The organism is Amycolatopsis sp. CA-126428 (assembly GCF_002904335.1).
Lineage (GTDB): Bacteria > Actinomycetota > Actinomycetes > Mycobacteriales > Pseudonocardiaceae > Amycolatopsis.
On record NZ_PPHF01000129.1, the window covers coordinates 100,981 to 121,826 of the forward strand.

General features: G+C 73.8%; 14 protein-coding genes. 5 read left to right on the forward strand and 9 right to left on the reverse strand.

Translation table 11 applies throughout. From position 1 onward, the window contains the following. Positions 1–102: 102 nt before the first annotated feature. The 9 genes from C2L58_RS31550 to C2L58_RS31585 are packed head-to-tail and all read right to left on the reverse strand — an operon-like array spanning position 103 to position 16,853. Positions 103–1,167, reverse strand: coding sequence for a methyltransferase (locus tag C2L58_RS31550; RefSeq protein WP_103341315.1), 1,065 nt, complete (start codon positions 1,165–1,167; stop codon positions 103–105). 10 nt (positions 1,168–1,177) lie between these two features. Beyond that, entirely contained in the window at positions 1,178–2,377 is a 1,200-nt protein-coding gene (locus C2L58_RS31555) for an FAD-dependent oxidoreductase (protein WP_103341316.1), read from the reverse strand. Next, positions 2,374–9,507: an amino acid adenylation domain-containing protein gene (locus C2L58_RS31560; RefSeq protein ID WP_103341317.1), complete on the reverse strand. Its 7,134-nt coding sequence runs from the start codon at positions 9,505–9,507 to the stop codon at positions 2,374–2,376. The genes C2L58_RS31555 and C2L58_RS31560 overlap by 4 nt, the downstream gene beginning before the upstream one ends. 44 nt (positions 9,508–9,551) lie before the next feature. Next, positions 9,552–11,504, reverse strand: coding sequence for a 2-dehydropantoate 2-reductase N-terminal domain-containing protein (locus C2L58_RS31565; protein WP_103341318.1), 1,953 nt, complete (start codon positions 11,502–11,504; stop codon positions 9,552–9,554). Further along, positions 11,504–13,378: an aminotransferase class I/II-fold pyridoxal phosphate-dependent enzyme gene (locus C2L58_RS31570; RefSeq protein ID WP_103341319.1), complete on the reverse strand. Its 1,875-nt coding sequence runs from the start codon at positions 13,376–13,378 to the stop codon at positions 11,504–11,506. Before C2L58_RS31570 ends, C2L58_RS31565 begins: the two co-directional genes overlap by 1 nt. Positions 13,379–13,412: 34 nt before the next feature. Then, positions 13,413–14,804, reverse strand: a complete 1,392-nt coding sequence (locus tag C2L58_RS31575) for a class I adenylate-forming enzyme family protein (protein ID WP_158264195.1) — start codon at positions 14,802–14,804, stop codon at positions 13,413–13,415. After that, complete coding sequence (locus tag C2L58_RS49435; protein ID WP_158264196.1) at positions 14,801–15,337, reverse strand: hypothetical protein; 537 nt, start codon at positions 15,335–15,337, stop codon at positions 14,801–14,803. The genes C2L58_RS31575 and C2L58_RS49435 overlap by 4 nt, the downstream gene beginning before the upstream one ends. Next, positions 15,274–16,497: a beta-ketoacyl synthase N-terminal-like domain-containing protein gene (locus C2L58_RS31580; RefSeq protein ID WP_103341321.1), complete on the reverse strand. Its 1,224-nt coding sequence runs from the start codon at positions 16,495–16,497 to the stop codon at positions 15,274–15,276. The genes C2L58_RS49435 and C2L58_RS31580 overlap by 64 nt, the downstream gene beginning before the upstream one ends. After that, positions 16,488–16,853 (reverse strand): acyl carrier protein, encoded by a 366-nt coding sequence (locus C2L58_RS31585; RefSeq protein WP_199191538.1) that lies wholly within the window; start codon positions 16,851–16,853, stop codon positions 16,488–16,490. Before C2L58_RS31585 ends, C2L58_RS31580 begins: the two co-directional genes overlap by 10 nt. 64 nt (positions 16,854–16,917) lie before the next feature. Here C2L58_RS31585 and C2L58_RS31590 point away from each other — a divergent pair, with 64 nt between their 5' ends. Genes C2L58_RS31590 through C2L58_RS31610 form a run of 5 tightly spaced genes read left to right on the forward strand, consistent with a single transcriptional unit; the run spans position 16,918 to position 20,843 of the window. Beyond that, on the forward strand, positions 16,918–17,769 hold the full coding sequence (locus C2L58_RS31590) for a 3-hydroxyacyl-CoA dehydrogenase family protein (protein WP_103341322.1): 852 nt from the start codon (positions 16,918–16,920) through the stop codon (positions 17,767–17,769). A 31-nt stretch (positions 17,770–17,800) separates the two neighbouring features. Continuing rightward, a complete protein-coding gene (locus tag C2L58_RS31595; RefSeq protein WP_103341323.1) occupies positions 17,801–18,469 on the forward strand; it encodes an O-methyltransferase in 669 nt (222 codons plus the stop codon). Between the two features lie 43 nt (positions 18,470–18,512). Continuing rightward, on the forward strand, positions 18,513–18,794 hold the full coding sequence (locus C2L58_RS31600) for an acyl carrier protein (protein ID WP_103341324.1): 282 nt from the start codon (positions 18,513–18,515) through the stop codon (positions 18,792–18,794). After that, positions 18,787–19,884, forward strand: a complete 1,098-nt coding sequence (locus C2L58_RS31605; RefSeq protein ID WP_103341325.1) for an acyl-CoA dehydrogenase family protein — start codon at positions 18,787–18,789, stop codon at positions 19,882–19,884. The genes C2L58_RS31600 and C2L58_RS31605 overlap by 8 nt, the downstream gene beginning before the upstream one ends. Further along, positions 19,881–20,843, forward strand: a complete 963-nt coding sequence (locus C2L58_RS31610; RefSeq protein WP_103341326.1) for a 3-oxoacyl-[acyl-carrier-protein] synthase III C-terminal domain-containing protein — start codon at positions 19,881–19,883, stop codon at positions 20,841–20,843. Before C2L58_RS31605 ends, C2L58_RS31610 begins: the two co-directional genes overlap by 4 nt. Positions 20,844–20,846 lie beyond the last annotated feature (3 nt).

Sequence of the window (20,846 nt, forward strand, 5' to 3'; positions counted from 1 at the left end):
TTCCCCGGTCGGGCGCGATGCCCGCCTCCGCTGTCCGTCCTAAGAGGACGGACAGCGGAGGCGACGCCGGTCTTCGCACTGTGATACCGGCCCGGGCCTTTGTCAAGCCCGGTCCGGCGATGCCGCGGGCTTGCGGGCCCGGATGATGACGTCGAACAACCCGGGGTACTGCCGATCCACCGTCTCGAAACCCGCTTCGGTGTACCACTCCTCGAATTCCGCCGTCGTGTAGGAACGTCCTTCGGGTGAGGCGACCACGTGGACGTAGGCCGACATCCACGCGGCGTGCGCCGGGCCGGTCTCGTCGTCGTTCTGGGCGCAGGCGACGATCACCAGGTGACCGCCGGGCTCCAGCGCCCGGTAGGCCTTCTCGAACAGCCCGCGGACGCGCTCGGGGGACCAGATCTCGAGGAACCGCGAGAACACGACGCAGTCGTGCCCGTCGGGGAACTCGTCCTGCATGATGTCGGTCCCGACGGCCTGGACGCGTTCGGACAGGCCCGCTTCGGCGATCCGGTCGGTCGCCAGCTTCGCCACGTTCGGCAGGTCGAGGATGGTCGCCTTCAGCCGGGGCCACCGCTGGGCGAAGCTGATCGCGTTGGTCCCGGTTCCCCCGCCGACGTCCAGGACCTGCCGGTAGGACGAGAAGTCGACGGCGTCGGTCAGGTCCTGGACCACCGCGCGGCCGTGGTGCTCCATCATAGCGGTGAACGCCGTCTCGAGGTTCTTGTCTTCGGCGAGCAGCTCGTAGAGCGTGGTCGCGGAGGACCCGGCGAGCAGCTCGCGCTGCAGGCCCGCGTTTTCGTCGTGGGCCAGCGATTCGTAGAGCCAGCCCATCGGCCGGTACAGCATCTCCTGGGTGTAGCGGATGATGACCGGCATGAAGCCGTCCGGGTCGTCCGCGACCAGCTCGGTCGTGGCGGTGTTGTGGTAGCCGTCGCCGCTCTTGCGCACGAGTTCGAACGCGCAGCACCCCAGCAGCAGGACGTGCCCGGCACGGTCCGCCAACCCCAGCGCGTCCGCGATCTCCTCCCGGGTGCTGCCGGGCCGCTCCTTCAACAGGGTGAACAGTCCCAGGCGCATGGCCGCCTGCAGAAACGGGAACCGGAAGCTGGTGTAGACCAGCGAACGCAGCTCTTCCATCGCGCCTGCCGACACGTCGGTCATGGTGCTCCTTTCACGCTTTCGGGGATCCGGCTTCCGGCCGGAAGACCTTGGTGGTCGTGAACTCCAGCAGCGACCGGTTCCGCCGGTCGATGGCCGCCCGGGGCAGGCACCGGAAGTACGCGTTTCGCAGCGCGACCCGCAACGGCCCCTCCCACTGCTCCATCTTCGACATGGCGTACGCCAGTTCGACCATCCGGCGGGTGCGCGGCCTGCGCTCGTCCTCGTAGCCGCGCAACGCCGTCACGACGTCGTCGGCGCCTGCGAGGTGGTGGGCCAGCACCGCCGCGTCCTCCATGGCGAGACCCGCACCCTGACCGAGCGACGCCAGCACGGGGTGGGCGGCGTCGCCGAGCAGGGTCACCCGGCCGCGGCCCCACCGCTCGAGGAACGGGCGGTCCCGGGCCGGCACGACGAGGATCTCGTCCTCGGCCGTGGCCTCGATCACCCTGGCGATCTCGGGTGCCCACCCGGCAAAGGTTTCCAGCACGTCGTCGCGGCACCCGCGCCAGCCACGCGCGACCGACGGCGGCACGTTCTTGGTGCCCCACCAGTAGATGCGACCGGAGCCGATGTTCGCGACGCCGAACCGCTTGCCGCTGCCCCAGTAGTGCGCGCCGTAGGCGTGCGGGAACTTGGGGTCCGTGTGGACCGGGGTGGCGAACCAGCAGACACAGCCCGGTTCGCGGGGCGACTCCGGCCCGACGAGCCCGCGGCGCACCGCGGAGTCGAACCCGTCCGCGCCGACGAGCAGATCACCGCGCACCGAGCGACCGTCCGCGAGGTGCAGTGTCACCCCGTCGTCGTCAGCGTCGAAGCCGGTGGCCGCCGCGTCCAGCGCGATCGGGGTGTCCGCCACCGCGTCCAGGAGCACGCGTTGCAGGTCGGTGCGGTGGATGCCGTAGCTGTGCGCCCCCAGCCGCTCGGTGAGCTCCCGGAACCGCAGCGTCTTGATCGGCTTCCCCCGGGTGGTGACGAAGTGCAGGTCCGCCAGGATCGCCGCGTGTGCCCCGAAATCCGGGTCGAGACCGAGAGTGCGCAACGCGAGCACGGCGTTGGACATCAGGGACAGGGCTCCCCCGGCGGGCTTCAGCTCCTTTGCTCGCTCGTAGATCTCGACCTCGATGCCGACCTGCCGCAGGGTCGCGGCCGCGGTCAGGCCACCGATGCCGGCGCCCGCGATGATCGCCTTGACCGGCGTGTGAGTGGTCATGTGGTGACTCCTCCGACGGGGCGTGAATGCCGCAGGACGGCGGTGACGGCGCCGGCGACGGCACGCACGTTCGGCTCGTCCATCAGGGTGAGGTGATCGCCCGGGACCGGGACGACGTCGACTTTCCCGGTGGTGAAGCCGGCCCAGCCGTTGGCCGGGTCCTGGTGGGCCGTGCGCCTGCCGTGCATCGGCAGCAACGCCGCGGGCAGCGGCTGTTCGGCGCGCAGCAGGGTCAGGTCCAGATCGGCGACACCGGGCCGGTAGGCGACCAGCGCGGCCCAGTTCGCCTGGTACACCTCGAAGAGCCGGCGCACGGTGACGCGGGCCGCGGCGAGCGGCAGGATGCCCGCCGCCGTGGCGTGCTCGGCGATGAGGTCGAACTTCTCGTCGCGCGAAAGGTGAGCCGGGATCGGCTCGACGCGCGCGCTCGCGCCCGCGTCGGCCCAGATCAGCTCCCAGTAGAACCATTCCAGCAACGCGTCCGGGGCGGGGTCGGGCGCCCGTCGTTCCGGCGGCTCCGGGGCGATCGCGTCGACGATCACGAGGTGCTCGACGGTCTCCCCCGCCGCGCGCAGCTGCCGTGCCATCTCGAAGGCGACGAACCCGCCGAACGACCAGCCCGCGATCCGGTACGGCCCTTCGGGCTGGACCCGCCGCACCGCGTCCACATAGGACCGGGTCAGGTCGGCCATGGTGGCCAGCGGGCGGGTGCCCGGGGCCGCCCCAGCCGCCTGCAGGGCGTACACCGGCTGGTCGCCGGGCAGGTGCCGGGCCAGCCGCACGTAGCAGAGCACGTTGCCGCCCAACGGGTGCACCAGGTGCAGCGGCGGCCGGGCACCACCGGGCCGGATCGGCACGAGCGGGTCGAACGCGCGCGGCACGGCGCCGGCGTCGATCCGCCGGGCGAGTTCGGCGACGGTGGGCGCGGACACGAACGCCGCCAGCGGCAAGGGGACGCCGAACGCCTTCTCGATCAGCACGATCAGCCGCATCGCGGTGAGCGAAGTGCCGCCCGCGGCGAAGAAGTCCTCGTGCACACCGATCGCGGACCGGCCGAGCAGGCCCGACACGAGGTCGGCGAGCAGCCGTTCCCGCTCGTCGCGCGGTGGCGTCACCTCGGTCGTGGTTCGCTCGGCGAGCGGCATCGAGCGAAGCGCCGCGTCGTCGCGCTTGCCGCTCGGGGTGATCGGCAGGGCGGGCAGCCACGTGAAGTACGACGGCACCAGGTGCTCCGGCAGCGACGCGCGCAGCCGGGCCCGGACCTCGCCGAGGTCCACCGACCCGGAGTCACCGACCAGGAAGGCCGCGAGGAACGCGTCACCGGCGTCGCGGCGGCGGGCCACCACGGCCACCTCCCGGATGCCGGGGTGGTCTTCGGCCAGCGCCAGCACCGCGAACTCGACCTCCGCCGGCTCCACCCGGAACCCGCGCACCTTGACCTGGCTGTCCGCGCGGCCCAGGTACACGAGGGTGCCGTCGGGCAGCACGCGAGCGAGGTCGCCCACCCGGTACAACCGCATCCCGGGACGCCACGGGTGCGCCACGAACGCCTTGCCGGTCAGCTCCGGCTGCCCCCGGTAGCCGTGCGCCAGCCCGGCTCCGCCGACGTACACCTCGCCCACCGCGCCCGCGGGGACCGGGTGCCGCGCGTCGTCGAGCACGTGCACCTCGAGGTAACCGACCGGGGGGCCGATCGGCGGCAGGGCGGGGAACCCGGCCGGGTCGCCGGTCATCGTGAACTTGGTGACGAGGTGGGTTTCCGTCGGGCCGTACTGGTTCTCCAGCACCGTGCCCGGACGCTGGGCGCACAGCCAGCGGATTTCGTCCGTCACCCGCAGCTGCTCGCCCGAGGAGACGATCACCCGCAGAGCGCGCGGCCGGATGCACAGCAGCCGGGCGGTCTCGGCGAGCTGCTGCAGTGCGACGTAGGGGACGAAGATCCGTTCGACCTCTTCGCGGTCCATCAGCCGGGCGAGCGTCGCCGGGTCGCGCCGGTGCTCCGGCGTGATCAGCTGGAGCGTGCCCCCGCCGCCGAGCGTCGCGAAAATCTCCTGGAAGGCCACGTCGAAGCTCAGCGGGGCGAACTGCAGGGTCTTCCCGCCGAGCGCACTGGCGGCCGCCCCCTCCGGCCCGAGCTGCCACTCCAGGTAGTGGGCGAAGGGCCGGTGCGGCAGCTCCACCCCTTTCGGCAGGCCCGTCGAGCCGGAGGTGAACAGGATGCACGCGGTGTCCTCGAGCGAGACCTCCGGCCACGGCGAGGTGGCGGCGCCCGGCCGGTCGCCGACCGAGCCGATCGGCAGGACCAGGTCCCGGTCGTCGATCAGGTCCGCGTGCCGGTCGTGGACGAGCACGTACCGCGGGCCGGCGACCTCGATCATCAGGGTCAGCCGCTCTTTCGGGTAGCCGACGTCGAGCGGCACGCAGGCGGCGCCGGTCTTCACCACGCCCAGCACCGCGGCGATCATCTCGGGAGACCGGTCCATGGCGATCCCGACGCACCCGGTGCGGTCCACGCCGCGGGCGAGCAGCCCGCCGGCGATCCGGTCGACCTCCTCGCCGAGCCTTCGGTAGGTCCACCGCTGCTCGTCCGAGGCCACCGCGATCGCGTCGGGCACCCGCTCGATGTGGCAGGCGAGCCGGTCGAGCACGTGCCGCGGCGGCATTTCCGGTGGCGGGACGAAGCGCGGTGGCCCGGCCAGGAACCGGAAGTCCGGCGCTTCCCCGGGTGCTTCCACCGTGCGGCGCAGAATGCCCAGGTAGGTGCGCGCGATCAGGTCCACCTGCGACGGCGTGAACCCGCGGCCGGGATCGACCCGCAGCCGCGGCCGCCGGTCGACCGGGCTCGTGACGAGGTGCACGATCAGCGCGAAGTTGCTCTCCTCGAACGCCTGCACGTCGAGCAGCTCGATCTCCGGCGCGGCGAGCACCGGCGCCAGCACGTGCAGATCGACGTAGTTGAAGCCGGTCTCCAGCACCGTGTCGCCGCCGCGGTCGTCCTGGATCGCGCTCAGGGGGTAACGCCGGTACGGGTACGCCGCACGCTCCTGGCGCAGCACTTCGCGCACTACGCCGAGGCGGCTGTCCTGCTCCCCGGTGAGCCGAATCGGCATGGTGTTGAGGAACAGGCCCGTGCTGCGGTCCGCGCCGGTGACCTCCGGCCGGCCGTGGGTGAACAGACCGGTGGTGACGTCGGCCGCGCCCGCGAGCAGGCGCAGCGTCAGGCAGTGCGCGGTCAGGTAGACCGAGCGCGCCGGGACGCCGTGTTCGGCGGCGAAGCCACGCACGGCCTCGGCCAGGCCGTCGGGCAGGTCGAACCACCGCACCGGCGTCCGGGCGGCCCGGGGTGGCTCGTGCGGCGCGTACGGGTCAAGCTGCAGCAGCGTCGCGCCGTCCAGCGCCGTCCGCCAGAACTGCCGCGCCCGCTCGTCGGCCCGCGCGCGGCGCTCCTCGAGCACGTGCCAGGCGGGCGAAGGCGGCTCGCCGGCGGGCACCGGCTCGACGTCCGCGCCCAGCCCGCACAGGTAGTCCCGGCACAGCTCGGCGATCAGCGTGCCTGCGCTCCAGCCGTCGAGGAGGGCGTGGTGGAAGCTGAACACCACGTCCACTGTGGACTGACGGACGAACACGCCGAAGTGGTACAACGGCGCCTCGTGGAAGGCGTAGTCGTGGAAGCGGCGCTCCTCGATGTGCTCCCGCACGGCCGCTTCGGCCTGGTCCCCGCCCGCCGCCCGCAGGTCGGCCACCGAGAGCGCGCCCTCGACCGCGGGCCACACCACCTGCAGCGGCTCGGCGAACCCGACGAGGTCGTAGGAGGTGCGCAGCACCGGGTGCCGCCGCACCAGCCTGCCGAACGCCCAGCGCAACGCCGCCTCGTCCCAGTCGACGGCGAAGGTGTAGCGGAACACGTCGCGGTACACCGCGGAACCCTCGTCCTCGCGGCTGTGGAACAGCACGCCGAGCTGCATCGGCGTGACGGGGTACGCGTCCTGCGCGCCGGACAGGCGCGCCCGGTCCGCTTCGGGCACCAGCGCGAACGGAGCCAGTTCCGCGAGCTCGGCCGCCTCGGCCCGCGTGGCGAAGGGGGCGAGCTCCGCGATCGTCGGATGCGCCACCAGGTCCGCCAGCGTCACGGTGAGTCCGCGCCGCGCCGCACCGGCCCGCACCCGGAGCATGAGGATGGAGTCACCGCCGAGCGCGTAGTAGTCGTCGTGCACGCCGACTTCGCGGACGCGGAGAACATCGGCCCAGACCTCGGCGAGCACCGCCTCCACGTCGGTGCGCGGCGCCGGACCGGTCGCCGCCCGGCCGACGTCGGGCAGCGCCCGGCGGTCGGCCTTCCCATGGGCGGTCAGCGGGATCTTTTCCACGCGGGCGAACCGGGCGGGGACCAGGTAGCCGGGCAGCACCCGCGCGAGTCGCGCGCGCAGGTGGACCGGGTCGATCTCCTCCGAGGCGACGTAGTAGCCGACGAGGTACACGCCCAGCTCGGGCGAGCGGTGGTCGACCACCACGGCGTCGCGCACCCCGGGCAGCTCCGCGAGCCGCTGGGCGGCTTCGCCGGGCTCCACCCGGTTGCCGCGCACCTTGACCTGGTCGTCGGTGCGGCCGAGGTACTCGAACGTGCCGTCGGCGAGCCGCCGGGCGAGGTCGCCGGTGCGGTACATCCGCGCGCCCGGCACGAACGGGTCGGCGACGAACTTCTCCCGGGTCAGCTCGTCGCGGCCGAGGTAGCCCCGGGCCACGCCGACGCCCGCGACGTGCAGCTCCCCCGGCACGCCGGCCGGCTGCGGCAGGTCGTCGCGGCCGAGCACGTAGAGCCGGGTGTTGTCGATCGGGCGGCCGATCGGGACGCGCCGCACCGGCCCGGCCGGGCAGTCGAAGTACGAGACGTCGATCGTCGTCTCCGTCGGGCCGTACAGGTTCACCAGCTCGGCCGTGCCGGCGAACAGCTCGTGGAACCGGTTGACCTGCGACGGCGGCAGCGCCTCGCCGCTGCAGAACACCCGGCGCAGCGACGCCGGCCGGCCGCGGGCCGCGACCGTCTCCAGGAACGGCCCGAACAGCGACGGCACGAAGTGCACGACCGTGACCCGCTCCCGCTCGACGACGTCCAGGACGACCTCGGGGTCACCCTCGGCGCCGGGCGGGAGCAGCGCGAGCCGGGCCCCGGTGAACGACCACCAGAACAGCTCCCACACCGAGACGTCGAACGACGCGGGTGTCTTCTGCAGCAGCACGTCACCGTCCTCGATCGGGTAGCGCCGCTGCATCCAGTGCAACCGGTTGACCACCGAGCGGTGCTCGATCAGCACGCCCTTCGGCCGGCCCGTCGTCCCGGAGGTGTAGATGACGTAGGCGAGGTCGTCCGCGGTGGCTAGCGGGGCCGGCCGGGTGTCCGGGCCGTCGAGCCGGGTGCCGACGTGCCGCACCCGCGCGGTGGTCCCGGCCGGCGCCGGCCGGTCCGGCGAGGTGAGGACGACCTTGGCCCCGCTGTCGTGCAGGATGAAGCGGAGGCGTTCGACCGGGTGGGCCGGCTCGACCGGCAGGTAGCAGCCACCGGCCTTCAGCACGGCCAGCAGCGCCACCGGCAGCAGCGGGCCGCGGTCCAGCAGGACGGCGACCGCGTCGCCCGGGCCGACGCCGTCGGCCCGCAGGGCATGGGCGAGCCGGTTCGCCTCGGCGTCGAGCCGCGCGAAGGTCAGCGGGGTGGCACCACCGGCGGGCACCACCGCGACGCGGCCGGGGGTCCGGGCCGCCTGCGCTTCGAACAGCCCGTGCAGCGTCGCTTCCCCGGGGAACGCCGCCTCCGTCGCGTTGCCGCCGTACACCACTTCGTGCCGCTCGTCATCGTCCATCAGCGACAGCTCGCGCAGCGGCCGGTCCGGCTCGCGCACCATCGCCGTCACCAGGGTGCGCAGGTGCCGCGCCGGCGCTTCGACCGGGAAGTCCTCGTCGAACACGTCCAGGGCGTGACTGAGATCGACGCGGACCGGGCCCCGGTCACCGAAGTCGTTCACCACCACGGCGAGCACGTCGGAGTCGTGGGCGCGGGTGCCGCCCCGGATCTCGGCACGCAGGCCGGCGGGCGGCGGCGTTCCGGGCCACCGCACGTAGGAGAGCGTCACGTCGAACAGGTCGCGGGGCGCCCCCGCGGGCCGGTCGCGCAGGAGGTCGCCGATCGCGAGCCGCTCCCGGCGCTGCAGCTCCTGGCTCGCGGCCCGGACCAGGCCGGTCAGCTCGGCCGGCGTCGACACTCCGGCGGTGCGGACGCGCAACGGCAGCGTGTTGACGAAGTGGCCGACCGTGTGCAGGTGCGTGCCCCGCCGGTTGAGAAGCGGCACGCCGAGCACGACCTCGTCGCTCCGGTGCACCCGGCACAGGTAGGTCGCGAACGCGGCGGCGAGCACCGCGAACACCGGCTCTCCACGCCGCTCGACCTCGTCGAGCAGCTCGCGGGGCAACGTGAACGAGTACTGCGCGCTGGGCCGCGAGCCGCTGGGTGCCCGCCGGTCGAACACCGCCGGGACCACCCCGTCCAGTGCGGCGCGGAAGTACTCCCGGTCCTCGTCGTGCCGGGCGGAGGCGCGGTAACCGGCGTCGTCGGGGACGGCGGCGAGGTAGGACGGCGGTTCGGCCGGGAGGGCCCCGCCTTCGACGCGGGCCGCGTACCCGGCCTCGATCCGCGCGAAGCACAGCCCCAGGCCGAACGCGTCGGTGACGATGTGGTGGGCCTTCACGTAGAGGTGCACCGCGGCCGGGCCTTCGCGCAGCAGAACCGCTTCGACCGCGGCCGCGCGCACGTCGAGCGGCCGGTCGAAGTCCGCCGTGATCCAGTCCCGGCACGCCGCCGGGGGATCGTCGACGCCGGAGAGGTCCAGCAACCGCGCGGCCGGCGCGCCGGCGTGCGTCCACTGGTGCGGGACGCCGTCCTGCTCGCCGAAACGCAACCGGAACGCGTCGGCGTGCGCGAGCGTATCGTTCACGCTGGCACGCAAGGCTTCCAGGTCCACCGGACCCGAAAACCGCTTGCTGAGAAAGACGTTGTACTGGGGCAGGTGCGGAAATCGTTCGTGCGCGGCCCAGATGTCCCGTTGGGCCGAGGTCAGCCCGCTCTGTCGCGTAAGAATCACCAGTCAGCCCCAGCGTACGTCGGTGAGAAACCCACCGGTCGAAACTAGGGCGGCGCGGAAGGCGGATCCAGAATCCCACTTGCCTGCTGCGCCGGGTTCCAGGCTGAGCCGGCGCCGTCGAAGTCGATGACGACCTTGAGCCGGCCCCGGCGCGCCACGGCGGCCAGCTCGTAGGCCCGGGGCGCGTCGTCGAACGCGACGACGTCGGTGACCAGGTCCGGCATCAGCTCCGGCCAGTGCCCGACGTACTCCTGGGCGGCCGCCAGCGCGGCGCGCCTGCCCCGCGCCAGCCAGCCCCCGCTCAGGGTCAGCCGCTTGCGCAGCAGGAATTTCACCGACAGCGGGTAGACGTCGTCGTCGGGAATGCCCAGGTAGTGGATGCGGGCGCCGTCCGCCGCCGCGAGCACGGCGTCGGTCAGCGTGCCGACCTGGTGCCCGATCGCTTCGACGAGCACGCCGCCGACCCGGCCCGCGTGGCTCGCGGCCCACCGGTCGGTCGAGCTGCGGACCACGTGGTCGAGGCCGAACGCCCGGGCGACGTCGTCGCGGCCGGCCCGGTCGACGCCCGTCACCCTGGCCGCCCCCCGGGCTTTCGCCACGTGGCAAGCCAGCAGCCCGATCGGCCCGAGGCCGAGCACCGTCACCGGCTGCCCGCGGACGTCCCCGAGGTCGTCGAACGCGGCCAGCACGCACGCCAGCGGCTGCAGCACGACCGCCTCGGCGGGCGCCAGGCCCGGGTCGTAGGCGAACAGGTCCGATCCGTCGTTCACGACGACGCCGGCCAGCCCGGACCACCGGCTCGCCCAGCCGACCACCCGGTCGCCGACCGCGAGCTCCGGGTCCGCCGAGGCGAGCACCCGCCCGGCCACCTCGTGGAGGGGGAAGCCCGGGAGGTGCGCGGCGCTGTCCGCGGTGTCCGGGAGCGCCGGGTGGACGCGCCCGCGGACGTAGGGCAGGTCGCTGCCGCAGATCCCGCCGGCGAGCACTTCGAGCACGACCTGACCGGGCTCGAGGTGCTCGGCGCCGGGGACCGGCAGCCGCACCCGCCGGAACTCGTGCGGCGCGACGAGCACCCAGCCGCGGCAGCTCCCGGCCTCGCCGTGAAGCCGGGCGGTCACGCGGTCGACCAGGGTCCGGGTGGCCGGTGCGGGCACTCCCGCGCGGGCGGCGGCGCGCAGCACGGCGCCGCCGATCGCGTCGAGCTCGCCCGCCGTGCCCGTCCGGACGTCCCGTTCCAGGGAGCTGATCGTCCGGCCCGGCAGGGCGCCGAGGAGACCGGTGACGCGCCGGACGTCCACGCGCACCCCCAGCCCGGCCGCCGCGGCGCAGGCTTCCGCCGCGCAGTCCTTCATCAAGTCCTCGACGACAGGGTCGCGGCGAACCGCGTCGACCGGGCCCGCCACGGCGGTCGCCAGCGCCAGCGGCGCGAGGAACACCAGCTTGCGCCAGAGGACCCCGGCCGGGTCCTCGGCGGCCCGGACGCCGATCCCGGCCCGCTCCAGCTCCGCGACGAGCCCGGCGGGCGGGGCCGCCAGCTCGACCTCCGTGAACAGGGAGTCCCGGACGACCTCCCCCGCGCCCGTCCGCCGCGCCTCGACGCGGATGGCGCCGGCCACGACCCGGTCCCCGAACGCCGCTTCCAGGGCCGCCAGGTGCTCGACGCCGTTCAGCAGCGGCACGACCAGCGCACGCTCGACGCTCCCCGCGGGCACGGCCCGGAGGGCGGCGTCCAGCTGCGGCGCCTTGACCGCGATCCACAAGACGTCGACGGGGCCGTCGAGCCGTGCCACGGCGGGAACGGGCACCACGACGTCGTCCGCGCCGGCCCGGCGCACGCGGACGGAGCCGGGGTGCGCGGGCAGCGAGGTCTCCCGCACGACGAGGGTGACGTCGCTGCCCGCGCGGGCGAGCTCGGCGGCCAGTGTCAGCCCCACACCGCCGGCGCCGAGCACGGCGTGCCGGAGCCCGCGACCGGGTTCCCGGACGGCGGCCGCCATCACTTCACCTCCCGGCGCAGCGTCGCGAACACCTCGGCCATGCGGTCCAGCCCGGTGTGCAGGGTGGCCAGGTCGGTCGCGAACGAGATGCGGATGTGCCCTTCGCCGCCGGGCCCGTACTCGCGCCCGGCCCGCACGGCGACGCCGTGCTCGCCGAGCAACGCCGCGACCTCACCCGACGGACGCTCGCCCGGGTAGCGCACGAGCACGTAGAACGCGCCATCGGGACGCACCGCGGAGACTCCGGGCATGGCGTCGAGCCGGGCGAGGACGGCGTCCCGGCGCTCGGTGTACGCGGCGAGCATGCCGTCGGCCAGGCCGGGCCCGTGGCGCAGCGCGGTGAGCGCGGCCCGCTGGACGGCCGAGTTCACCGGGCCGTTCATCGTCCGGTGCACCAGCTTGATCGCCTGGGCGATTTCGGGCGGTGCGACGGCGTACCCGATCCGCCAGCCGGTCATCGCGTAGGTCTTGGACAGCGTCTGGACGTGGATCAGCCGGTCGGCGAGCGACCCGATGGCCAGCGCGCCGGTGAACTCGCAGCCGGGGTGGATCAGGTGCGCGTAGGCCTCGTCGACGAGCACCATGGCGCCGGCGTCCTCGGCGAGCCGGCCCAGCGCGGCCAGCTCGTCGGCGGAGTGCACGACTCCCGTCGGGTTGACCGGGTTGCAGAGCACGACGAGCTTCGCGCCGGGCAGTGCGCGAGCGAGCGCGTCGAAGTCGAGCCGGTGCGCGGGCGTGCCCGCGACGTGTACCGTCACGCCCCCGGCCAAGCCGACGGCGTCGGCGTAGAGCGCGTAGACCGGCTCGGGGACGACGACGCGGTCGCCGGGATCGACCACCGCCAGCACGGACGCGGTGACCGCGGCTGTTCCGCCGTGCGAAACCAGGACCTCGGCCGGGGACACCGCGCGCACCCCGGCCGCGCTCGCCTGCTCGGCGATCAGCCCGCGCAGCTCCGGATCGCCGTTCAGATCGGCGTAGTGGGTGGCGCCGTCCCGGAGCGCCTCGATCGCGGTGTCGACGATGACGGCCGGGGTGGCGAAGTCGGGTTCCCCCATGTTGACGGCGACCCCAGGGCCGACGGAGACGCTTTCGGTGGGCCGCAGGGACACGGCCCGGACCCGGCGCACCGCCGCCGAGACGGGGGTGACTCCCGGCGACGTCGCGAGCTTCGCCAGGATTTCCGCGCACGCGGTCCCCTGTTCGCGCACGAAGAAGTGGTCGCCCTCGAACGCGCGCAACGACCACGACCGGGACGTGTAGGAACGCCACTTCGCGGCCGCCTGCCCGGAAACGGCCCGATCAGCCACCCCGAACCAGGAGACGAGGTCGACCGGGACCGCGGCCCGGTCCGGCTCCGGCGGGACGTACCCGGCCAGCACCCGCAGGTCGGCCCGTAGCGCGGGAACGACCACGCTCGCGGCGGGCGAGTCGCGGAGAGTGCCCGAGATCAGGCCGGCCGCGTCGAGCGCGTCGAGCAGTTCGCTGTCGCCCAGCTCGGCGGCCTCCGCGAAGAGGGCCGACGAGACGTCGTGGGGCGGGCGGCACGCGGCGACGACGACGAACCGGGGCAGCGCACGCCCTTCGGCCGCGGCCCGGCGCGCGAGCTCGTAGGCGAGCAGGCCGCCGAAGCTGTGGCCGAAGAGCGCGTACTCGCGCTCCACGGGCAGCTCCTCGAGAAGCCCGCCCACGACGCCGTCCAGGGTGCGCTCCGGCGGGCGGCGCACCTTGCTCCCGCGTCCGGGCAGGTCGAGGGGGACGATCCGGCACGCCGGCCCGGCCAGGTCCCGCCACCGGGCGAACTGCCGGGCCGAGGCGCCCGAAGAGGCGAGGCACACGACGTCGACGGTGGTGGTGGTGTCGCGGTCGGTCATGGCACTCCCTGGAAGACGTCGAAGGCCGGCCGGGTCACTTGAACGAGCTGACCTCGGCGGCGTCGTGGAAGGTGAGGCGGCCCGGTCGTTCGTGCGGGGCCAGCAGCGAGAAGAGCCGTCGCCGCAACCCGGCCTCGTCGATCCCGCGCGGCGCCGGGGAGACGTGCAGGTCGAGGGCGATCACGTCGGCCACGGCGTCGTGGGCGGCGGTCGCGCCGGTCACCTCCGGCAGCGAGGTGGCGATCGCCCGCAGCGAAGCCAGCGACACCTTCTCCCCGCGCACCTCGACGAAGTCGGTGAGCCGCCCGGTGAGGTAGAGGTAGCCGGCTTCGTCGAGGTGGCCGAGGTCGCCGGTCGCGAGGACCGGGCCGGGCAGCAGTTCCGCGGCGGACCGTTCGCGCGGCACGCCCACCCGCTCGACGAAGAGGGTGTCCGAGTGGACCAGGACCTCCTGCTCGCGCGGGCCACGCCCGACATCGCGGAGGGAAACCCGCACGCCGTCCACCGGCACGCCGACGGAGTGGTGACGGTGCGGCGGTTCGCGGTGGGCGGCCAGCGTCGTCACGCGCGGACCGGCCTGGGTGAGCCCGTAGGTGAGGTACAGCTCCAGACCGGGGTTCCTGCCGAGCAGGTCCGCGGTCCGCGCGGGGGCGAGCGCCTGTCCGCCGACGGTCAGCGCGCGCAGGCCGGCCGGCAGCGCAGCGCCGTCGTCGAGGAGGGCCGACACCAGGATGGGGGTCAGCGAAGCGTGGGTGACGCCCTCTCGCGCAAGCGCTTCGGCGTACTCCGCGGCGTTGAACGGCGGTCCGCCCAGTACCGGCGTCGCCCCGCTGACCAGGGCGCCCATGAGCTGCCCGACCAAGGCGAACGAGTAGTACAGCGGCAGGCTGATCAGGACCCGGTCCGCCGCGGTGAGCCCGACCGCGGCCGCGTGCCGCCGCGCGTTGCGCAGCAGTGCGGAGACGTCGTGCAGACATCCGGTGGCCGCCCCCGAAGTGCCCGACGTCAGCAGGATGGCCTGGCCCGGCCGGTGCCGGCGCCGGTGCCCCGCGCGGAGCACGACGTCCAGGTCGCCGGCCCGGCGGGAGCCCGCGGGGTCCGCGCTCGCTCCGGCCCGGGTGCCGAGGATCGCCGCGGCGCCCAGCCGGGCCGCGGTCTCGGCGATCCTCGGCCCTGGCGCCGACGGCGCCATGAGCAGCGGGACATAGTCCGCGAGCAGGCAGCCGAAGAAGGCGCGCAGCAGGCGGGCGCTGTTCGGCAGCGCGATCACGACGACGCCGCCCGGGGAGATCGGCAGCTCGGCCAGCTCGGCGGCCAGCGCGGTCAGCGGCCGCGGTGGCCCGCCGGCCACCGGGGGCCGGAGTGTCCGCAGCCGCCCGAGGAACTCTTCGAGCACGCCCGGGTCGATGGCGGCGCCGGAGGTCACGCCGAAGCCCCGGTTCCGGCGGCCGTGATCCAGTGGCAGGTCGCGCGGTGCGCCTCCGGCGCGTCGACGGTGTACGAAACGATCGCCACCCGGCAGGCGGCGGGCGGTTCGCTCATGAGCCAGTCCTCGGCGAGCACACCGGCCAGCTCGCGACCGGGCGCCTCGGGCATGGTGAGCAGGAGGCTCGGCCCGGTGTACCCGAACTCGACACAGCCGAGGCCGATCAGCGTGCCCGGCCCGGCGGCGACGAACCGGCGCGGCGAGCTGTGTCCCCGCGCGGCGTCCGCGGCCACGGCCAGCAGGGTCTGCCGGGTGGCGACCTCGCTGATCCCGATCACTCCGACCGTGCCGCCGGCGGCCGGCGCCGGCCGGGCGCGCTCCAGCGCGGACCGGACCAGCCACGCGGCGGGATCGGCGAACTTGCGCGGGCCGCGCCGCTCGACCTCGGCGAGGTCGGCCACGACCACGCTCACCGGATCGCCCGCGACGAGGCGGGACGTGCGGGGGCGGGAGTCCGGGGATCGCGTCGGCATGCGCCGTCTCCTCGTTGCAGCAGCAGGCAGGTGGTGAAGCCGCCGATGCCCAGGGTGAGGTTCAGCGCGAACTCGCCCGAGACGGCCATCGGCGCGCCGATCGGCAGGGGCAGCGGGAAGTCCGGCGGCGCGGACCGCAGGTGCGCGATCGGCGGGGCCGTGGCGTCCCGGAGGGCGAGCAGCGCGAGCACGGTCTCGATCACCCCGCTCGCGCCGAGCGTGTGCCCGAAGGCGCCCTTGGCGGCCAGCACGACCGGACCGGGTGCGCCGGCGCCGAAGACCCGGCGCACGATCTCCGCCTCGGCGTCGTCGTTGGCGGCCGTCGCGGTGCCGTGCAAGCTGATCACCGCGACGTCGGCCGGGTCGCAGCCGCCCGTGACGAGACTCCGCAGCACGGCCTGTGCCCCGCTGACCCCGGAGGTGTCGGGCTCGTTGAGCGACGTTCCGGCGTTGGCCGCGCCCCACCCGCGGAGGAACCCGCGCACCGGGGCCCCTCGCGCCCGCGCGGCGCTCAGCCGTTCCACGACGAGGACCGCGGCCCCTTCACCGGGCAGGGTGCCGTCCCGGCCGGTGTCGAAGGGCCGCAGCACCGTTGGGGACATCACGCCCATCGCCGAATGCCCCAGGAGCTTCGCGGGGGAAAGCAGGTCCACGCCGCCGGCCAGGCAACGGTCGGCCCGGCCGGCCCGGATCAGGGTGGCCGCGACGGCGAGCGCGTCCGACCCCGCCGAGCACGCCGTCGAAACGGCGACGGGTGTCGTCGCCACGGCCAGCCGTCGCCCCGTCTCTTCGGCCCAGGCGTGGAGCGAGCCTGCCGCCGGCGCGTCCGCGTGCGGGCCGAGGCTGGTCCCGAGCACCAGCCGGCAGCCGATCGCGTCGGCGAGCCCGGCGTCCGCCAGTGCCCGGCGGGCGGTGCCGGCGGCGACGGCGGCGTACTGCTCGTGGCTGCCGCCCGGCCGCGGTCCGGTGGCGAGCCGGGCGGCCGATTCGTTGCGCACCGGGACGGGCGACGGGAACGCCCGGAAGCCGTCGTCCCCGGCCAGCACCCGTTGCCAGACTTCCTCGATCCCGGAACCGAGCGCCGTGTCCCACGCCATCCCGGTGATGGCGATCGAGTCGTCGCGCGGTGGCGCCACCGGTCCGGCCATCGTCAGCGGCACAGTTCGAGGATCAGGTCGCGCACCGAACCGACGGAGTGGAACCGGACGGAGTTGAACTGCTCGTCGGGAATCTTCGTCGCGAATTGCCGCTCGCACTGCACCCGCAGTTCGGTGAAACCGAGCGAGTCGAGACCGAGATCGACGGCGAGCCCGTCGGACGCGCTGATGGAATCCACCGGCAGATCGAGATAGGCGTCCTCCACCAGTATTCGCTTGATCCTCGATTCGACCTCGTCTGCCGAAAGGGAAAACATGGCTCGACGGTACACGAGTCCGCTCGCCACGACCATCACGAAACCGTTGGCGGACAATCGATGCCTCTTCCAGTCCCCGATCGGGCAGGCCCGATCGGGCACCGGATGTTGACACCCCGACAGCTCCCTGGAACATTCCGTGGTCGATGCGAAACTGGGGAATCCTGTGAACGAAGCGGACGGCAGAATTCGATTGACCGTCGTCGGTGCCGGGGTAATGGGAATCGGCATCGCCACACTCGGTGTTTCCCGCGGGCTCGACGTCGTCCTCGTCGACGTCGACCCGGCGAAGGCCGAGTCCGCCCCGGGGAAGGTGGCCAGGGAGCTCCGGCTGGCCACGCTGACCGGCGCGCTCGACCGCGACGCCCCGCTGGGCGCGGTGCACGCGACCACCTCGTTCGACGGCGCCGTGCCCGCCGACGCCGTGATCGAGGCCGTCGTCGAGAACGCCGCCGTGAAGCTCCGGGTGCTCGGCGCCGTCTCCCGCGCCGTCGGCCCGCACGTGCCGGTCGTGACCAACACTTCGTCGATCCCGGTCGACGAACTGGCGGCCGGCGTCCCGCACCCGGAAACCGTGCTCGGCATCCACTTCATGAACCCCGCCTACCTCGTCCCCACCGTCGAGGTGGTCCCCGGTTCACGCACTTCGGACGCGATCGAAGCGAGCGCGTCGGCGCTGCTCGCGCGGCTCGGGCGCACCGGCGTCGTGGTCGGCGACGGTCCCGGGTTCGTCACCAGCCGGGTCTCGCACCGCATGATCAACGACGCCATCAAGATCGTCGAAGAGGGCCGGGCCTCGGCCGCGGACGTGGACCTGCTCATGCAGAACTGTCTCGGGCACCCGCTCGGTCCGTTGCGGACCGCGGACCTGATCGGCCTCGACAACCTCGCCGACTCGCTCGCCGTGCTCTTCGACCGGACCGGCGACGACAGCTTCCGGCCGGCCGGGCTGCTCCTGGCCAAGGTGGCGGCCGGCGACCACGGGCGGAAGTCCGGCCGGGGCTTCTACCCGTACTGACGGACGCCGCGCGAACCCGGGGAGGCACGAAGTGGCCGGACAGCTGTCCATCGACGCGGATCTCGCCGCCTACGTCCGGCGCGTGTCGCTCGACGAAGACGAGGTCCTGGCGGACCTGCGCCGGGAAACCGCGCGGTTCCCCGCGCTCGAAACGATGCTGGCCATGCCCGAGGAAGCGCAGTTCCTGGGCCTGCTCGCCGCGACCACCGGCGCCCGCTCGATCCTGGAGATCGGGACGTTCACCGGTTACACGACCCTCCGGCTCGCCCGCGCACTTCCCCCTGGCGGCCGCGTGGTGACGTGTGAGATCAGCGAAACCTGGGCCGGCATCGCGACCCGGTACTGGCAGCGCGCCGGGGTCGCCGAGCGCGTCGACCTCCGGCTCGGCGACGCGCTCGGGACGCTCGAAGACCTGGCCCGGCGGGACGGCCCGGAGAGCTTCGACTTCGTCTTCGTCGACGCCGACAAGGAAAATTCGGTGCCGTACTACGAACACGCGCTCACCCTGGTCCGCCCCGGCGGTCTCGTCGTCCTGGACAACACGCTCCTGTTCGGCCGGGTCGTCGATCCGGCCGCCACCGACCCCGCGACCCTGGCCGTCGCCGAGCTGAACGCGCGGCTGCGGGACGACCACCGCGTGGACATTTCCCTGCTCACCATCGCCGACGGCGTGACCATCGCGCGGAAACGTCCCGGCTGACCTCGCCGGCCCACCAGCCCGCACCGACCGGAAAGAGTTAGCCATGACAGACATCGCCGATGCCGGGAACGCCACCGCGCAGTCCGCCCGGGCGGAGCTGACAGGGTTCCTGGAGACGAGGACGCGGCAGTCCTGGGCCCCTGCGACCGACCTTTTCGCGTCCGGCGCCGTCACCTCCATCTTCGCCATGGAACTGGTCGTCCACATCGAACAGACCTACGGCATCACCATCGAGGGCGACGACCTGAGCATGCAGAACTTCCGCACCGTCGACACCATGGTCGCGCTGATCACCCGGATCACCGCCGCCACCCGCCGTGGCTGACCCGGCCGCGCTCCTGACGGAATCGGTCGGGCCGCACGCCGCCGCCTGGGACGTGGCCGGCGCACTCCCCCGGGAGCTGCTGCGCCGGCTGGGCCGCGAAGGCGTCCTCTGCGCGGCCGTCCCCGCCGAGTTCGGCGGCCTCGGCCTGTCCGGACTGGCCGACGGCAGGCTGACCGCCCACGCCGGCAGCCTGTGCGGCTCGCTTCGGAGCGTCATGACGTCCCAAGGCATGGCCGCCTGGACCATCCGGCGGTTGGGCGACCGCGAACAGCGCGCCGCCCTGCTCGGCCGGCTCAGCGGCGGAGACCTCGCGGCCGTCTGCTTCAGCGAGGCGGAGGCCGGCAGCGACCTTTCGGCCGTCGCGACCCGGATCACCGACGACGCGGACGGGATCGTCGTGACCGGCGAGAAGGTCTGGGTGACCGCGGCCGCTTATGCGGACCTGCTGCTCGTCGCCGGCACGTACGGAGCCGGCGCGGCGATCGCCGCGGTCCCGGCCACCGCTGCCGGCGTCACGGTCGAGAAGATCCCCGACCCGCTCGGCTGCCGCGCCGCCGGGCACTCGAACGTCCGGCTGGATTCCGTGCGGCTGCCCCGGTCCGCCCTGCTCGCCGGGTCCCGGCTGCCGGTGACCATGCTCGTCACCATCCCGCTGACCCACGGCAGGTTGTCGGTCGCCTGGGGCTGCGTCGGCATGCTGCGGGCCTGCCTGGCCGCCGTGGTCCGCCACGCCGGCGCCCGTCACCAGTTCGGGACGCCGCTCGCCGCGCACCAGCTCGTGGCCCGGCACGTCGCCGACCTCCACGTCGCCGTCCGCACCGCGACGCTCGCGTGCGAACGGGCCAGCGACAGCTGGGACCGGAACTCGCCGGAGCTGGTGACCGACGCGGTCCTCGCCAAGTACGTGGCGGCGGGCAACGCCGCCGCGGGCGCCACCCGGGCCGTGCAGGTCCTGGCCTCGGCCGGGGCACAGGACGGGCACGTCGTCGCCCGCGCCTACCGCGACGCGAAGCTGATGGAGCTCATCGAAGGCACGTCCGAGATCTGCCAGCTGGTCCTCGCCCGCCGAGCCATCGAGGAGAATTCGTGACCATCGGCATCGGCGCCATCGCGTGCCTGCTCCCCGGCGACCTGGTGGACGTGGCCGAGCTGCCGGAAACACGGCGCCTGGGTGCGCAGGAGGGGGAGTTCGTGGCGCACAGCGGGGTCCGGACCGTCGGGGTCTTCGACGGGAAGACGCCCGTCGACCTGGCCGCGCAGGCCTGCCGGGACCTGCTCGCCGAAGACCCGCGGATCCCGGACCAGCTGATCACGATCGGCTCCCGCGCGCCGGAGGTGCTGATCGGCTCGGACGCCTGCCACATCCAGTTCGAGAGCGGCCTGCGCGGCACGTTCCCGTTCACCCTCGACGGCCTCGGCTGCGCCGGCTCGGCCGCCGCGTGGTCGCTCGCGAAGGACCTGCTCGTCGCCGACCCGGCCCGCCGCAGCGTCATGATCACCTATGCGAGCCGGCCGACCGGCGTCGACCGGATCCGCTTCCCCGTCACGGTGATCGGCGACGGCGCCTTCGCCATGACCCTGGTCCGGGACGGGCGCCCGGTGCTGAAGGCCCACCGGATGGCGGCGGACCCCCGGTTCCACGGCCTGTTCCGGGTGGACTACAAGGACACGCCCGTGGCGCAGTGGCGAGAGGAGTGCCGCGACCTCGACCAGTACCGGTTCGACCTGGCGATGCAGAGCCGCACCCGGCTCGGCCGCCTCGTCGAGGAGGTCCTCGCCGAGGCCGGCGCCGCCAAGGGGGACGTCGCCACCACCCTCCTGCCCAACGTGACCGCAAGCGCGTACACGTTCTACGAACGGTCGCTCGGGCTGCGTGTCCACCCGGTGTGCGGCGAACACCTGGCCCGCTTCGGCCACCTCGGTGCGATGGACGTCGTCCTCAACCTCCACCGGGTGCGGGCCGGTGGCGGCCTCCGGCCCGGCGATCTCGTGCTCGTCCTGAGCAACAGCCCGGTGGCGGCGTGGACCGCCACCCTTTGGGAGTTCTAGCGG

What these genes read in the sequence shown, in the direction of transcription:
- C2L58_RS31555 (WP_103341316.1), bottom strand. Translation starts at nt 2,377, where the DNA reads ATGACCACTCACACGCCGGTCAAGGCGATCATCGCGGGCGCCGGCATC.
- C2L58_RS31600 (WP_103341324.1), top strand. Translation starts at nt 18,513, where the DNA reads ATGACAGACATCGCCGATGCCGGGAACGCCACCGCGCAGTCCGCCCGG.
- C2L58_RS31565 (WP_103341318.1), bottom strand. Translation starts at nt 11,504, where the DNA reads ATGGCGGCCGCCGTCCGGGAACCCGGTCGCGGGCTCCGGCACGCCGTG.
- C2L58_RS31570 (WP_103341319.1), bottom strand. Translation starts at nt 13,378, where the DNA reads ATGACCGACCGCGACACCACCACCACCGTCGACGTCGTGTGCCTCGCC.
- C2L58_RS31550 (WP_103341315.1), bottom strand. Translation starts at nt 1,167, where the DNA reads ATGACCGACGTGTCGGCAGGCGCGATGGAAGAGCTGCGTTCGCTGGTC.
- C2L58_RS49435 (WP_158264196.1), bottom strand. Translation starts at nt 15,337, where the DNA reads ATGCCGACGCGATCCCCGGACTCCCGCCCCCGCACGTCCCGCCTCGTC.